Origin of the sequence: Pseudarthrobacter sp. NamB4 (assembly GCF_005796185.1) — a bacterium.
Lineage (GTDB): Bacteria > Actinomycetota > Actinomycetes > Actinomycetales > Micrococcaceae > Arthrobacter.
Map to the genome: position 1 here is coordinate 1 of NZ_VAHM01000014.1, position 14,642 is coordinate 14,642.

General features: G+C 64.8%; 12 protein-coding genes and 1 tRNA gene. 6 read left to right on the forward strand and 7 right to left on the reverse strand.

The features are described 5' to 3' along the window. Window positions 1-307 precede the first annotated feature (307 nt). From FDW81_RS13440 to FDW81_RS13450, 3 genes are read left to right on the forward strand one after another with little or no spacing between them, the layout of a single operon-like run. The gene (locus tag FDW81_RS13440; protein ID WP_138134686.1) at window positions 308-1,876 is read left to right on the forward strand and encodes an NCS1 family nucleobase:cation symporter-1; all 1,569 of its coding nucleotides are present in this window, start codon (window positions 308-310) and stop codon (window positions 1,874-1,876) included. A 9-nt stretch (window positions 1,877-1,885) separates the two neighbouring features. After that, on the forward strand, window positions 1,886-2,629 hold the full coding sequence (locus FDW81_RS13445) for an aspartate/glutamate racemase family protein (protein ID WP_138134687.1): 744 nt from the start codon (window positions 1,886-1,888) through the stop codon (window positions 2,627-2,629). Window positions 2,630-2,671: 42 nt separating this feature from the next. Beyond that, on the forward strand, window positions 2,672-3,433 hold the full coding sequence (locus FDW81_RS13450; protein ID WP_138134688.1) for an SDR family oxidoreductase: 762 nt from the start codon (window positions 2,672-2,674) through the stop codon (window positions 3,431-3,433). Between the two features lie 7 nt (window positions 3,434-3,440). Here the strand turns inward: FDW81_RS13450 and FDW81_RS13455 are convergent, their stop codons facing one another. The 3 genes from FDW81_RS13455 to FDW81_RS13465 all read right to left on the reverse strand — a co-directional run bounded on the left by FDW81_RS13455 (window position 3,441) and on the right by FDW81_RS13465 (window position 6,532). After that, window positions 3,441-3,818 (reverse strand): sterol carrier family protein, encoded by a 378-nt coding sequence (locus tag FDW81_RS13455; RefSeq protein ID WP_138134689.1) that lies wholly within the window; start codon window positions 3,816-3,818, stop codon window positions 3,441-3,443. Window positions 3,819-3,886: 68 nt separating this feature from the next. Next, the gene (locus FDW81_RS13460; RefSeq protein ID WP_138134690.1) at window positions 3,887-4,903 is read right to left on the reverse strand and encodes an asparaginase; all 1,017 of its coding nucleotides are present in this window, start codon (window positions 4,901-4,903) and stop codon (window positions 3,887-3,889) included. A 36-nt stretch (window positions 4,904-4,939) separates the two neighbouring features. Beyond that, window positions 4,940-6,532 (reverse strand): molybdopterin-dependent oxidoreductase, encoded by a 1,593-nt coding sequence (locus tag FDW81_RS13465; RefSeq protein WP_138134691.1) that lies wholly within the window; start codon window positions 6,530-6,532, stop codon window positions 4,940-4,942. Between the two features lie 98 nt (window positions 6,533-6,630). Between FDW81_RS13465 and purD the strand changes: the two genes are divergently transcribed. Together purD and FDW81_RS13475 are read left to right on the forward strand one after the other, a co-directional pair. After that, window positions 6,631-7,941, forward strand: coding sequence for a phosphoribosylamine--glycine ligase (gene purD / locus FDW81_RS13470; RefSeq protein ID WP_138134770.1), 1,311 nt, complete (start codon window positions 6,631-6,633; stop codon window positions 7,939-7,941). A 1-nt stretch (window position 7,942) separates the two neighbouring features. Beyond that, a complete protein-coding gene (locus FDW81_RS13475) occupies window positions 7,943-8,881 on the forward strand; it encodes a phosphoribosylaminoimidazolesuccinocarboxamide synthase (RefSeq protein WP_138134692.1) in 939 nt (312 codons plus the stop codon). 37 nt (window positions 8,882-8,918) lie between these two features. Here the strand turns inward: FDW81_RS13475 and FDW81_RS13480 are convergent, their stop codons facing one another. Continuing rightward, the gene (locus FDW81_RS13480; RefSeq protein ID WP_138134693.1) at window positions 8,919-10,181 is read right to left on the reverse strand and encodes a helix-turn-helix transcriptional regulator; all 1,263 of its coding nucleotides are present in this window, start codon (window positions 10,179-10,181) and stop codon (window positions 8,919-8,921) included. A 133-nt stretch (window positions 10,182-10,314) separates the two neighbouring features. On the opposite strand from FDW81_RS13480, the gene FDW81_RS13485 reads away from it, so the two are divergent. Then, window positions 10,315-10,542: a hypothetical protein gene (locus tag FDW81_RS13485; RefSeq protein ID WP_138134694.1), complete on the forward strand. Its 228-nt coding sequence runs from the start codon at window positions 10,315-10,317 to the stop codon at window positions 10,540-10,542. Window positions 10,543-10,660: 118 nt separating this feature from the next. Here the strand turns inward: FDW81_RS13485 and FDW81_RS13490 are convergent. The 3 genes from FDW81_RS13490 to FDW81_RS13500 all read right to left on the reverse strand — a co-directional run bounded on the left by FDW81_RS13490 (window position 10,661) and on the right by FDW81_RS13500 (window position 14,551). Beyond that, window positions 10,661-10,737: transfer RNA gene (locus FDW81_RS13490), tRNA-Pro, on the reverse strand. Window positions 10,738-10,901: 164 nt separating this feature from the next. Beyond that, entirely contained in the window at window positions 10,902-12,728 is a 1,827-nt protein-coding gene (locus FDW81_RS13495; RefSeq protein WP_138134695.1) for an ABC transporter ATP-binding protein, read from the reverse strand. Continuing rightward, window positions 12,725-14,551, reverse strand: coding sequence for an ABC transporter ATP-binding protein (locus FDW81_RS13500; protein WP_138134696.1), 1,827 nt, complete (start codon window positions 14,549-14,551; stop codon window positions 12,725-12,727). Before FDW81_RS13500 ends, FDW81_RS13495 begins: the two co-directional genes overlap by 4 nt. Window positions 14,552-14,642: the final 91 nt, after the last annotated feature.

Sequence of the window (14,642 nt, forward strand, 5' to 3'; positions counted from 1 at the left end):
GCAGCCTCATTTCGTCTTTGAATCCTTGGGCCTTTTCATAATGCGAGAAAGCATTATTGATTTCCGAGATTAGCCAGCTTCAGGACGGCCGGTCAAACAGGCGGTCGCGGCTTGCCCCCCAAATGCCTAAGGCGCCCATAATGCGCCGTTTGTGACTGGCGCCAAGCTTACCGGCTCTTGACCCGCAGTGATCCAGGTCATACAGTTGTTCCACTATCCAATATCTTGATTTCGCGATGTGGAATAACAGAAACGGCGATCAGCCGGTCTCACCGCCACGAAATCCCCTCCAGAATTGAGACGCATTATGCAGACCCCTCCCCAGGTCGGCGTTGACGCGATCCAGGACCCGACAGTGAAGCCGGTTGTGCCTGGCCACCAGTCCGCCAGTGTTGAAGATATCTGTGCATCAGCGAGCGCAGCATCAGGCCAAGACATCAGCCCCACGCTTTACAACGCGGACCTTGCCCCCACCAAACGTGCCGGCCGCAGCTGGTCGGGCTACAGCATCTTCACCCTCTGGGCCAACGATGTCCACAGCCTCGGCAACTATGCCTTCGCCATCGGATTGTTCGCCCTCGGACTCGGGGGCTGGCAGATCCTGCTCGCGCTGGGTATCGGGGCTGCCCTGCTTTTCGGCCTCCTGAACCTTTCCGGTTTCATGGGCGTCAAGACCGGTGTTCCCTTCCCGGTGATGAGCCGGATCAGCTTCGGCATTCGCGGCGCCCAAATTGCCAGCCTGCTCCGCGGCGCCGTCGCCATCGCCTGGTTCGGCATCCAGACCTACCTGGCCTCCGTTGTCTTCCGCGTCATGCTCGTGGCAATGTTCCCGGCACTCGGCGGGCTGGACAAGGACTCCATCCTCGGACTCTCCACTCTCGGCTGGATCGCATTCGTTATTCTCTGGGTTGTACAGCTGGTGATCGTCAGCTTCGGTATGGAGATGATCCGCAAGTACGAGGCGTTCGCCGGACCCGTCATCCTGGCCACCATGGCGGCCATCGCCGTCTGGATCTTCGTCGAGGCAGGCGGCTCAATCGCCTGGTCCTCAAACAATGCCCTTGAAGGTCCCGAAATGTGGCTCACCATCTTCGCCGGCGGAGCTCTCTGGGTCTCGATCTACGGCACCTTTGTCCTGAACTTCTGCGACTTCACCCGCTCCGCTGTCTCGAAGAAGGCAGTGGTCCGGGGCAACTTCTGGGGCATCCCCATCAACATGCTCGTCTTCGGGGCCATCGTCGTCGTCATGGCAGGCGGCCAGTTCAAGATCAACGGCACCATCATTGAAAGCCCCTCGGACATCGTCCAAACCATCCCCAACACGTTGTTCCTGGTCCTCGCATGCCTGGCCCTGCTGATCCTTACCATCGCGGTGAACCTCATGGCCAACTTCGTGGCCCCCGTCTACGCCCTGACCAACCTGCTCCCCAAGCACCTGAACTTCCGCAGGGCGGCCATCGCCAGCGCCGTTATCGGACTGGTCATCCTGCCGTGGAACCTCTACAACAACCCCTTGGTCATCGTGTACTTCCTCGGCGGCCTCGGTGCCCTGCTGGGCCCGCTGTTCGGCGTCGTAATGGCTGACTACTGGCTGATCCGCCGCGGCAAGGTCAACGTCCCTGAGCTGTACACCGCCTCCCCGGAAGGTGCCTACCATTACAGGAACGGCGTCAACCCCAGGGCAATCATTGCCATGGTGCCGGCAGCCGTCCTGGCGCTCCTCATTGCGTTTGTCCCCGCACTGGCCCCGGCAGCACCCTTCGCCTGGTTCTTCGCGGCCGGCATCGCGGCCGTGGTGTACTTCTTCGTCGCCGACCGCTCGCAGCGCCTCGAAGACCGCGACGGCGAGACCATCGCCGTCGCCAGCACCCACTAAGGAAAGCCCATGCGCATACTCGTTGCGAACGTCAACACCACCGCCTCCATGACGGAGTCCATCACCGCGCAGGCCCGCAGTATTGCGGCGCCGGGAACGGAAATCGTGGGCATCACGCCACGCTTCGGCGCCGACTCCTGTGAAGGCAATTTCGAGAGCTACCTGGCGGCCATCGCCGTGATGGACGCTGTGACCTCCTACCCTGACCCGTTCGACGCCGTCGTCCAGGCGGGCTACGGCGAGCACGGACGGGAGGGACTGCAGGAACTGCTGGACGTTCCAGTGGTGGACATTACCGAGGCCGCCGCCAGCACGGCCATGTTCCTGGGCCATAGGTATTCGGTGGTCACCACCCTGGACCGGACCGTGCCGCTGATTGAGGACCGGCTCAAGCTGGCCGGCCTGGATGCCAGGTGTGCTTCCATCCGGGCCAGCGGCATGGCCGTCCTGGAGCTTGAGGAAGAACCGGAACGGGCGGTGGAAGCCATCATCAGCCAGGCAATGCAGGCCGTCAGCCAGGACAAAGCCGAAGTGATCGTGCTGGGCTGCGGAGGCATGGCGGGCCTGGACGAGCAGATCCGGCGCCGGGCGGGCGTACCCGTGGTGGACGGTGTGGCGTCCGCCGTGACCATCGCCGAATCCCTGGTGCGCATGGGCCTGTCCACCTCGAAGGTCCGGACGTACGCTGCGCCGCGGCCCAAGACCGTCATAGGCTGGCCGCTGAACAGTCCCGCCGTGCAGGCTTCGCTCTAGCTGCTGCGGCCAGGGAACAAGTGTCAGTACGAGGAGAACCGTGTGAACAGTCCCCAGATCCCGGCGCGCGTGGCGGTGGTTACCGGGGCAGGCTCCGGCATCGGTCGGGCGGTGGCCCGCCTGCTCCTGGCCGACGGTTACGGTGTTGCCCTTGCCGGACGGCGTGAGGCGCAGCTGGTGGAGACGGCGGACGGCCATCCCCACGCGCTTCCGGTCATCTGCGACATCACCCGGCCCGACGACGTCGAGCACCTTTTCGAGGCCGCCCGCCAAAGGTGGGGGAGGGTGGACCTGCTGTTCAACAACGCAGGTGTGTTCGGCCCGTCCGCCAGCGTGGATGAAATCTCGCTGGCGGACTGGGACGCCACCGTCGCGGTTAACCTCACCGGATCCATGCTGTGCGCGGCGGCCGCCGTCAGGACCATGAAGGCGCAGCAGCCGCAGGGCGGGCGGATCATTAACAACGGCTCCATTTCCGCGCACTCGCCCCGGCCCCGGACGGTGGCTTACGCAGTGACCAAGCACGCCATGACCGGGCTGACCAAAAGCATCGAGTTGGACGGCCGGGGCTTTGGCATCACCTGCGGTCAGATCGATATCGGCAACACGGCAACGGAGATCATGGACACCATCGGCGTAGGCGAAGGCGCACTCCAGGCTGACGGCAGCCGCCGGGTTGAACCCACCTTTCCTGTGGAGGACGCAGCCCGTGCCGTGCTCATGATGGCCAACATGCCGCCGTCTGCCAGCGTCGGTTCCGTGGTGGTGACCGCCGCCGGCATGCCGTTCATCGGCCGCGGCTAAAGCGGGACTAAAGGGGCAACAGCGCCGAGAGGTCTGCCCGGAGCCCCGAGGCTGCGACCTTGCCGGCAGTGACAGCATCAGCCCACGTCAGCTGACCGGTCACCATCCCGAGCCACGTGGCGGCGTCGCACTCAATGACGTTGGGCGGCGTTCCGCGTGTGTGCCGCGGCCCCTCCACGCACTGCGTGACGCCGAAAGGCGGCACGCGCACCTCCACGGAGTTGCCGGGCGCCCGCGCGGTGACTTCCTCCAGGGAATAGCGGACAGCAGTGGCGAGCACGGCACGCGGAACGGGAATGTCCGACGGCGGCGCAGCGGCTTCCCGCCACGCGGCGAGAGCGGCGGCGCCTTCCTCCGGGTCGATGCGGCGACGGGCAACAGCCATGGTTCCGGCTTCTTTCACTTAAGGATGCGGGCGGCAAAGGCAACCAGATTAGCAGTGTGCGGTGACCGCTAGTCCAGCAGCGCCGAAACAGCCGGGCCAAGCCGGATCCTGCCCACTGGCCGGCCACCGCCCATGACGGGATCAACCACTTTCTCGAGGACGCTCGCAACGCCAGGGATATCCACCGCGCCGGCCGCTGCCAGGAGGGTCAAAGCCACGAGCGACGTGGCACGCACGTTGCCGTCCAGGATTTTCACTGCCACTGAAACACCCTGCGCCGTGGCCATCGCCAGGACACCTTCTGCGCCGATCTTGGCGATAATTTCCAGCTCGTCCATGACCAGGGTGTTGGCCTCGCCGATGCCCTGCACCGCCCAGGGATAGTCCAGCATGGAGGTGGCAATGGTGGCAGCACGGGCGCTGAAACTCTGGTCGCCCGGGGCTTTCGCCAGCTGGGAATATCCCTTGGACAGGCCCTTGAGGGACACCGCCGCCACGGGCGCCCCGCAGCCGTCAACGCCGAGATGGGCGATCTTCTCGCCCGTGTATTCCTCGATCACCGTACGGATTCGTTGCTGCAGCGGATGGTTGGGTTCCAGGTAGCTGTGAGTATCCCAGCCGTTCTCGGTGCAGGCCCAGAGGAAGGCGGCGTGCTTGCCGGAACAGTTGTAGGCCAGGCGGGACTTGCCGTTTTCCGACCGCACCAGCCAGTTACGGGCCGTCTCGTCCTGCGGCCAGGCCTCCGGGCACTGCAGCTGGTCCTCGCGCACGCCTGCCGCCTTGAGCATCCCGGCAACCACGTCCATGTGGTCCAGGGATCCTGTGTGGCTGCCGCAGGCCACGGCCACCTGGGCTCCGCGCAGCGGAACGCCGGACTGCATGGCGGCCAGGGCCTGGAACGGTTTGAGGGTGGACCTGGCATAAACGGGCGTGGTGATGTCGCCAAGTTCGGTGACCACGGTTCCGTCCGCTGCCAGGAGCACGGCAGATCCGATGTGCCGCGACTCCACGAAACCGCTCCGTTCAATCACGGCCAGTTCCACTGCGGAGTCGACGGTAAAGGTGGCATGCGGGTTGTGGGGCATGGTGCCAGTCTAGGGGCCGCCCTTTCGAATGCCGCGCTACTGGACGGTTACCATGACGGATTGCCAGCCGGACGCGCCGTCGGGAACCGGGTCTGCCCGCTGGTCCGTCTGCACTTCGCCCGTGCCGTCCGTAGCCCGGACCTTGAGGTAGTGCTGCCCGGGAGCGGCCTCCCACTGCAAGGACCATTGCCGCCAGGTAATCAGTGAAGCCTCTGCAGAGAGATCCGCCTCCATCCACTCGCCGTCGTCCACCTGGACCTCCACTTTGGAGATGCCGCGCGTCTGGGCCCAGGCCGTCCCACCCACGGCAACTGTCCCGGCGGGCACCTTGGCGAAGGACTTGGGCACGTCCACCCGGGCCATGGTCTTGATCGGCCCGCGCTCCGACCAGCCGCGCTCTGTCCAGTACGCCCTGCTGTCAGCGAACCGGGTCACTTCGAGGTCAACCACCCATTTGGTGGCGGAAACAAATCCGTACAGACCGGGGACCACCATCCGTACGGGATAGCCGTGCTCCAGCGGCAGCGGCCCGCCGTTCATACCGATAGCCAGCATGGCGTCCCGGTCGTCCTGCAGGACCTCCAACGGGGTGGAAGCGCTGAAACCGTCGACGGACGTGGAGAGCACCATGTCGGCGCCGGCCATCGGCCTGGCCTGCTTCAATACCTCGCGGAGGGGCAGGCCCAGCCATCTCGCGTTTCCGGCCAGGTTTCCGCCCACCGGATTGGACACACAGGTAAGCGTGACGTGGGACTCGATCAGCTTGGCGTCGAGCAGGTCCTGGAAGGTGAGGCGGACCTCCTCCTCAACCATGCCGTGCACGCGGAGCTCCCAATTGTCCACATCGATCTCCGGCACGCTGAGGGCGGTATCAATGCGGTAAAACTCGCCGTTCGGCGTCAGCCACGGCGTAACTTCCGGCACGGGTGACTGGACTCCCGCCGGAACAGCCGGAGCAGGCCTGGCCGGGGCGGGGAGCTGCAACGCATCGCGGGCCTGGAGAATGTTGCTGCGGGCTGCACCTAGCAGCCTTCCGCCTGTGGCGGCCAGGCCGGCGGCGGCCGCCGTGATTCCTGCGGCCGCGAAAAAGCGGCGGCGGCTCGCCCCCGGGCGGGGAGCGTCTTCCCTGGGGTCAGCGTCAACGGCGGCGCTGGCCGGCACTTCCGGCCACGTCTGCACGCCCCGGACCCTGGCCACCAGCAGGCGCAGCACCAGCAACCCGGCGAAGGTTCCCACCACCGATGGGACGGCGTCGAGGGCTCCGACCCCCGCCCGCGTGACCACGCTGGCCACAATGACACCGCCCATGAACAGGACGCCCAGCACTCCCCATGCCCACCGCCGGTACGCCACGACCCCCAGTGCGCAGGCCAGCACGGCGATGGTCAGGCCCATGCCCACGAAGAGCGCCGCCTTGTCATTGGTGCCGAACGTGGCGATGGCAAAGTCCTTCAGCCAGGACGGCGTGAAGTCGATGAAGGTAGATCCCAGGGCGATCATCGGAGTGGCGCGGGCAGTGAAGAACGCCCCGAGCAGTTCGGCCACGGCAAGGACGACGGCGGCAGCCACCACGCCTGCCAGCGCGGCCATTGCGGCGGGTCCTTTGAGCCAGTCCGTCATCTTCTTCATGAAGAGGATTCGGAGCGGGCGGGCTCCCGGATTGATGTGCCGGCAGGGAAAGACACAGCTTAGGAGCGGGCAGGGTGCACAAAGTAGGCTTGGAGACTGTGAAGGTACTCGTCATTGGCCCCGGAGGCCGCGAACACGCCATTGTCCGCTCCCTGCTCGCAGACCCCAACGTGTCCGAGGTCCACGCAGCTCCCGGAAACGCCGGCATCAGCAGGCTGGTCCCCACCCATAAGATCAACGCCAATGATCCCGAGGCCGTGGCCGCGCTGGCCACTAAGCTGACCGTTGACCTGGTGGTGGTGGGTCCCGAGGCGCCGTTGGCAGCAGGTGTTTCCGACGCCGTCCGTGAAGCCGGTATCCCCGTGTTCGGCCCCAGCAAAGCCGCCGCGCAGCTTGAGGCCTCCAAGGCGTTCGCCAAGGAGATCATGGCGGAGGCCGGGGTTCCCACGGCCATGGCCATGGTTGCCACCAACGCGGAGGAAGCCGCGTCCGCGCTGGACACCTTTGGCGCACCGTATGTGGTGAAGGACGATGGACTTGCCGCCGGCAAGGGCGTGGTGGTTACCAAAGACCGCGGGGAAGCCCTGGCCCACGCCCAGTCCTGCTTTGATGCGGGCGGTTCCGTGGTGATCGAGGAGTTCCTGGACGGACCCGAGGTCTCCCTCTTCGTCCTCTGCGACGGCCACAACACCGTTGCGCTCTCACCTGCCCAGGACTTCAAGCGGATCTTCGACAATGACGAAGGCCCGAACACCGGCGGCATGGGCGCCTACACCCCGCTGGAGTGGGCGCCCGAAGGCCTGGTCCAGGAAGTCATTGACCGGGTGGCGCAGCCCACCGTCAATGAGATGGCCCGCCGCGGCACCCCATTCGTCGGCGTCCTGTTCGTGGGGCTGGCACTTACCTCGCGCGGCACCCGCGTGATCGAATTCAACGTCCGCTTCGGCGATCCGGAAACCCAGGCCGTCCTGGCGCGGCTCAAGACTCCGCTCGGCGCCCTGCTGCTCGCAGCCGCCAAGGGCGAACTGGACAAGGCGGAAGAGCTGCGCTGGGCGAAGGAAACTGCTGTCGCCGTCGTCGTAGCCGCCGAAAACTACCCGGACACCCCGCGTACCGGGGACCGCATCCGGGGACTGAAGAAGGTGGAGGAGCTGGAGGGCGTGCACGTCATCCACGCCGGCACCGCCTTTGACGAGGACGGCAAAGTGGTGTCCGCCGGTGGCCGCGTGCTTGCCGTCGTCGCGCTGGGCAGCGACCTGGTTGAGGCGCGCGAAAAAGCGTACGACGGCGTGGAACTGGTGCAGCTTGAGGGCTCGCAGTTCCGCAGTGACATCGGTGGCAAGGCCGCTCGCGGGGAGATCAAGGTTCCCTCCGGCGCTGCCCCATCCCAGAACAAGACGAAGGCCTAGCATGAGCGAAACCCCATCACCCCGCGGCTTCAGCACGAAGACACTTGACCTGCCGGGATGGACACACGTCTACTCCGGGAAAGTCAGGGACCTCTATGAGCCGGCTGACGAGGCCATCGTGCAGCGGGTCGGCCAGGACTGCGTGCTGGTGGTTGCCAGCGACCGGATCAGTGCGTTCGACCACGTCCTCTCCAGCGGGATCCCGGACAAGGGACGCATCCTTACCCAGCTGAGCCTGTGGTGGTTTGACCAGCTGGACGTGGAACACCATGTGCTGGGATCCACCGTGGAGGACGGCGTGCCGGCCGAGGTTGAGGGCCGCGCCATGATCTGCAAGAAGCTGGACATGTTCCCGGTGGAATGCATCGCCCGCGGCTACCTCACCGGCTCAGGCCTGCAGGAGTACCGTTCTTCGGGGACCGTGTGCAGCATCCCCCTGCCGGAAGGCCTGGTGGACGGTTCGCGGCTGGAGCACGCCATCTTCACTCCGTCTGCCAAGGCCGAGGTGGGCGAGCATGACGAGAACATCACCTACGACGCTGTGGTGGCGATGGTGGGTGACGACATTGCCGCCCGACTGAGCGAGCTCACGCTGAATATCTACACCACTGCCGAGAAGATTGCGCGGGAGCGCGGGATCATCCTGGCGGATACGAAGGTGGAGTTCGGTTACGATCCGGTCTCGGGATCCATCACACTGGGAGATGAAGTGCTGACGCCGGATTCCTCACGGTTCTGGGATGCTGCCACCTATCAGCCGGGCCGGGCACAGCCATCCTATGACAAGCAGTATGTACGGGACTGGCTCACATCGGCCGAATCGGGCTGGGATAGGTCTTCCGATACTCCTCCGCCGGCGTTGCCTGCCGAGGTGGTTGCCCGCACCCGCAGCCGCTACGTCGAGGCCTACGAGAAGCTCACCGGGAGAACCTTCGCCTGACGGGAGCCCCAGCTGCTCCCGGCGGACGGCGTCTTGCTTAGCTGGCTTTGCTAGCGGCGGCGCGCTTTTGGGCCAGTTTTATTTCCAGGACAGCGTCCAGTGCCTGCTGGACCCGATCAGCTGCTCCTGCCGCACTGAAGGCTTTCTGCGCTTCCTCCAGGTGTACCAGGGCTTCCTCGGGTTCACCCGCGGCCTTGAGGGATTTGCCCAGCAGCAGCGAGACCTCCCCTGCCGTGTGCTTGGCCAGTGACGCCCGCTCCGCATGGATCTCCCGGAGTTTCTCGACGGCGGCAACAATGTCCCCGGTCAGATACAGCCACCGTGCGCGGATGAAGGCAACCTCCAGCTGGTCCGACTTGTTGCCGCCCACGATGGACAGCGCCAGCTCGGCCCGCTCGATCGACGCAAGGGTCTCTGGTTCAACGATTCCCGACGACAGCCGCACGGCTGCGGAGGCTTTGTTGAACCGCGCCCACAGTTCGATGTCGTTGGCGGGGGAGAGCAGCCGGGCCGCGCGCTCGTGGTGCTTGATGCCCTCCTGGTAGTCGTGCCGCATGAAAGCCACGTTGCCGATGACCCAAGCCACTTCGCCTGCAAGCTGGGACATGGAATGCTCGTCCACGTGGTCGATCATGGCCTTGCAATACTTCCAGGCCTCGTCCAGCCGGCCGCTTTCAGCCAAAGCGCCGATCAGGGCACGGTGTGCGCCGATGATCAGCGTGGAGCCCTTCGGCAGCTGCGAGCAGAGCTTCACCGCCTCCATGGCGTGGTCCACCGCCACGCTTAGCTGGCCCTGGCCCTGGGCGATGCCGGCGAGCATCTGGCGGGCACGGACCGCCAGGCCGGCGGATTCCTGGGCCATGGGGTGCTCCAGCAGATGCTGCATAATGCGCTGGCATTCCTGCCAGTTGCCCTGCTTGATCAGGCACTCCGCCTGCATATAGGTCATGTTCCACCAGGCGCTGGTGTTCCTGCCTTCCAACGCTATCCGGGCTGCGGTGGCGGCGTGGCTTGCCGCCAGCGGATAGTCCCGAAGGTCCCAGGCCTGGCGCGCGTATAAACCCGCCAGGACGTACTCGGCGTCACTGACCGATATGGGCTGACTCCACGCCTCCAGCGCTTTGGGCGCCAGTTCCAGCCTCCGTGCCAGTTCCTCAATGACCTCGGCCGTAGGTTCCCTGCGGCCGGTTTCCAGCAATGAGATATAGCTCGGGGAATACAGGTCCTTTCCCAGTTCCGCCTGTGTCAGCCCCCGTTCGAGACGCTCCGCGCGGAGCTTCTCCCCGAATCCGTTGCCCACGGCATTTCCTCCTCTTCCGGACAGTCTTCGTGCCAAATGCTTGACAGTCCCTGTGGAAAACATTTTACAATGTATGTCAACAAGGACAGTGCTGGCTTTGTAACGAATCCGACTCGTATTGAGGAACATAACTATGTTGAAGAAGATCGCCACTGCGGCTGCCCTGGCTGGTGCCCTCGCTTTTTCTGCTGCGGCTCCGGCCGTTCTGTCCGCCGGTTCCCTCGGGGACTCCACCAGTATTTCGGCAAGGGTCGGGAACTGGCCCGACCCGATGTCCGGCAAGACCAAGGACAGCAAGAAGACCGAGACCACGGACACCACGTACACCACCTATGTTGGCAACTGGCCTGACCCGATGTAAACAGCTTCCTCACACAATGGAGGCGAGGATGGCCCCGGAGCGAAAGCTCCGGGGCCATCCGTTTGAATAACATCGAGGTAACGAAAAGAGGGCCTCCAGTGGGAGACCCTCTTTGTCATGGTCGGGATGACAGGATTTGAACCTGCGACCTCTTCGTCCCGAACGAAGCGCGCTACCAAGCTGCGCTACATCCCGATCCGCTGCAAAAGCAACTTTACAAGGATAGCCGATCTGGGGTCCCGATGTGAAATCCTGGTAAACCGATTCTGCCTTAGCGGACTGGTTGACTCCATTGGTTGCTCTTCGGACGCTCGTTTTTCATGGCCTAACCGCCGCCGGGAACGTCCTTTCCACTGGAGTCAAACCAGAGAGTCCTTCCAGGCGCTATGAAGGTCGGCAAAGCGTCCGCCGCCGCCAATGAGTTCGGCCGGGCTGCCGTCCTCCACAATGCGGCCGTCGTGCACCACCAGGACCCTGTCTGCGGTTTCCACCGTGGACAGGCGGTGGGCGATGATCAGTGCGGTCCTGCGGTCTGCTTCAGCGCCGGCCAACAGGCTGGCCAGGCCTTGCTGCACGAGCCTCTCGGACGGGATGTCCAGGGAGGACGTTGCCTCGTCCAGGATCAGCACGGCCGGGCACGCAAGGAAGGCCCTGGCGAAACTGATGAGCTGCCGCTGCCCGGACGAGACCCGCCCGCCGCGCTTGTTGACGTCGGTGTCGTAGCCTTCCGGCAGTTCCGTGATGAAACCGTGGGCACCTACTGCCTTCGCCGCTTCCTCGATTTCCGCCCGTGAGGCCTCCGGCCGGCCCAGCGCAATGTTGTCGGCAACGGACCCGCTAAACAGGAATGCCTCCTGCGTGACCATCACGATGTTACGGCGCAGGTCCGTTGTGCCGAGGTCCCGGAGGTCCACCCCGTCAAGGGTCAGCGAACCGGAGGTGACGTCGTAGAACCGGGCTATCAGCTTGGCCAGGGTGGACTTCCCGGCACCCGTCCGCCCCACCAGGGCAACCGTCTGTCCGGCGGAGATGTGCAGGTTCAGGGTTGGGACGATGACCGGGCCGTCCCCATAGCGGAACTCCACATCCGTGAAGTCGATGCCACCCTTGGCATTCTTCAGGGCAACGGGATTTCTGGGCGGCCGGACCGTGGGCACCTCCTCCAGCAGCCCCGACACCTTCTCCAGGGCAGCCTGCGCGCTTTGGAATGAGTTGTAGAACATGGCCATCTGGTCCACCGGCTGGAAGAACCGTTTGGTGGAGAGGATGAGCGCCAGCAGCACGCCGACTTCCAGGTCCCCGCCCAGGACACGGAAGCCGCCGAAGAGCAGGACCACTGCCACGCAAACGTTGCCGATCAGCACCAGACCCGGCTGGAAGACGCCGTTGAGGTTGATGGAGCGTACGGTGACCCGCCGGTAGTCCTCTGCGAGCTGGCTGTAGCGCTCGGAGTTTTCCCGTTCCTTGCGGAAGGCCTTGACTGCACGGATGCCGGTCATGGTCTCCACAAAGTGCACAATCAGGCTCGCAGACGCGACGCGCGACTCGCGGAAGGTGATCTGGGAATGCTTCTGGTACCAGCGCGCCAGGAAGAACATGGGCACGCCGGCGGCCAGCACCAGCAGGCCGCTCCGCCAGTCCAGGGCAAACACCGTCACTGCCGTGAAAATCATGAACAGCAATCCGGAGGCCAGCGAGCTGACACCGGAGTCCAGGAGTTCGCGGAGGGCCTCCAGGTCCGAGGTCTGCCGGGCGATGATCCTGCCGGAAGTGTACTTTTCGTGGAACTCGAGGCTCAGCCGCTGGGTGTGGCGGAAGACCCGCAGGCGGAGGTCCAGCAGCATTGCCTGGCTCAGCTTCGCCGTGGACGTGACGTACAGGGCCGTGAGCCCCGCCGTCGCAATCGCCGCGAGCAGGTAGGCCACGCCGGTAAACACCAGGGGAGCGTTATCCCCGGCCTGCAGGGCAGGCAGGGCGTGGTCGATGCCGAAGGCGATCAGCGCCGGACCGGCCACGCGTGCGGCCTGGGAGAGGACCACAGTGGCGATGGTCAGCCAGAACCGCAGCCGCACCGGCCGGATCAGTGAGCGCAGCAAGGCCAGCGACCGCCGTCGTACCGCCCTGCTCTCACTCTTGCTGAGGTGGGCGTTGTCCTCGTTGGCGGTGCCAAAGGCTGCGGCGCTCATCGGGTGGCCTCCTCTGCCTGGATATCGGCCCCTTCCTTGAGATTCGAGAGTTCCGAATCCAGATCCCGCGGCTCCTGGTCCAGGCTTGCGATGACGTAACGGTAATGGTCGTTGCCGGCCAGCAGCTCTGTGTGGGTTCCGACGGCGGCAATCCTGCCTTCCTCAAGCAGCGCCACCCGGTCCGCGAGGGCCACGGTCGACGGGCGGTGGGCGACGATCAGCGTGGTGGTGTCCTTCAGCACCTGCCGGAGCCTCGCTTCCACCAGTTCCTCAGTGTGGACATCAAGCGCGGACAGCGGGTCGTCCAATACGAGCACGCTGGGGCGCGCAGCGATGGCGCGCGCCAGGGCAACCCGCTGGCGCTGCCCTCCGGACAGGCTCAGGCCTTCCTCTCCGATGAGGGTGTCCACGCCCTCGGGCAGGGAATAGGCGAAGCGCGCCTGCGCAACGTCCAGGGCTTCCTCCAAGACAGCATCAGACCGGACCGGGGCGCCGAGCAGGACGTTGTCCCGGACCGAGCTGGAGAACAGGGTGGTGTCCTCGAAGGCCACGCCCACGATACGGCGGAGCTCCGCCACATCGAAGTCGCGCAGGTCCACGCCGTCAATGCTGATGGACCCCGCAGTGACGTCATAGAGCCGGGGCACCAGCTGGATGAGCGCGCTCTTGCCGCTTCCCGTGATTCCCACCAGGGCCATGGTTTCGCCCGGACGGACTTCCAGGTTGATGTCCTTCAGGATGGGCTTGTCCGGGGCGTCCTCAAAGGCGAAAGTGGCGCTGTGGAACCCCAGCGCCCCGGCCAGCTGGCGTGGGCGGCGGGGCTTGGGTGGGCTGGTTATGGTGTTCTTCGAGTCCATCACCTCGTAATGACGGTCGACGGCGGTCTTGGCAGTGAGTGCCATGGCCAGCAGCATCCCGGAAAATTCCACCGGCGCAGCTATGACGGCAGCGGTTGCAAAAAATGCCACCAGCGCGCCGATGCTCAGTTGTCCGGTCGAGCACAGCATGATGCCAACCACCAGGCCGGCACCCAGGGCGAGCTCCGGCAGCAACGTGACTATCATGGTGAACATTGCCTGGTGCCGCGCCTTGTCAATCTCCGTTTGGCGCAGCTCCTCAGCCTGCTCTTCGAAGTTGTCCAATGCTTCGCGGCTGCGGCCAAAGGCCTTAAGGACACGAATGCCGTGGACAGATTCCTCCACCGTGGTGGCCAGGTCTCCCGCCTGGTCCTGGCTGCGGCGGGCCACTTTGCTGAAGCGAGTCCGGAACCGGAAGCTGTAGGCCATGATGGGCACGGCCGCGGCCAGGAAGATCAGCGCGAGCTGCCAGCTCATGGCGAACATGACGGCAGTGCCGATGACCACGGTGAGGGTGGTCACCACCAGCATGATGGCCCCGAATGCCATCCAGCGGCGCAGGAAGTTCAGGTCTGTCATGGCGCGGGACAGGAGCTGGCCGGAACCCCACCGGTCGTGGAAGGAGACCGTCAGTTCCTGGAGGTGGTCATAGAGGGAAACGCGCATCCGGGTTTCCACCGTCGTGGCCGGGTTGATGACGAACTGGCGGCGGAGCGCAACCAGGCCTGCCTCGGCGATGCCCAGGACCAGGATGATCCCGGCGGATGCCCAGATGGCTTGGGTGCTGCCGCCGGGCTGCAACGACTCGTTGATCAGGACACGCAGGACCTGGGGGATGGCAAGGGCAACCACGCTCGCGAGCAGCGCGCAGAGCAGGCCCAGCAGGAGCCGGGGAATGATGGGCCGGACATGGGGGTAGAGACGACTGATCGACTGAAAAAATGAAGTTTGCGTTTGCTTGGCCATGCCCGCTTCTCAAGCTCTAAAACGAATGTAGTTTCCCGTAGCAACTACCCTATGTCATGAGGTGAGCCGGTTCACAGGAAAACTTCGCCGC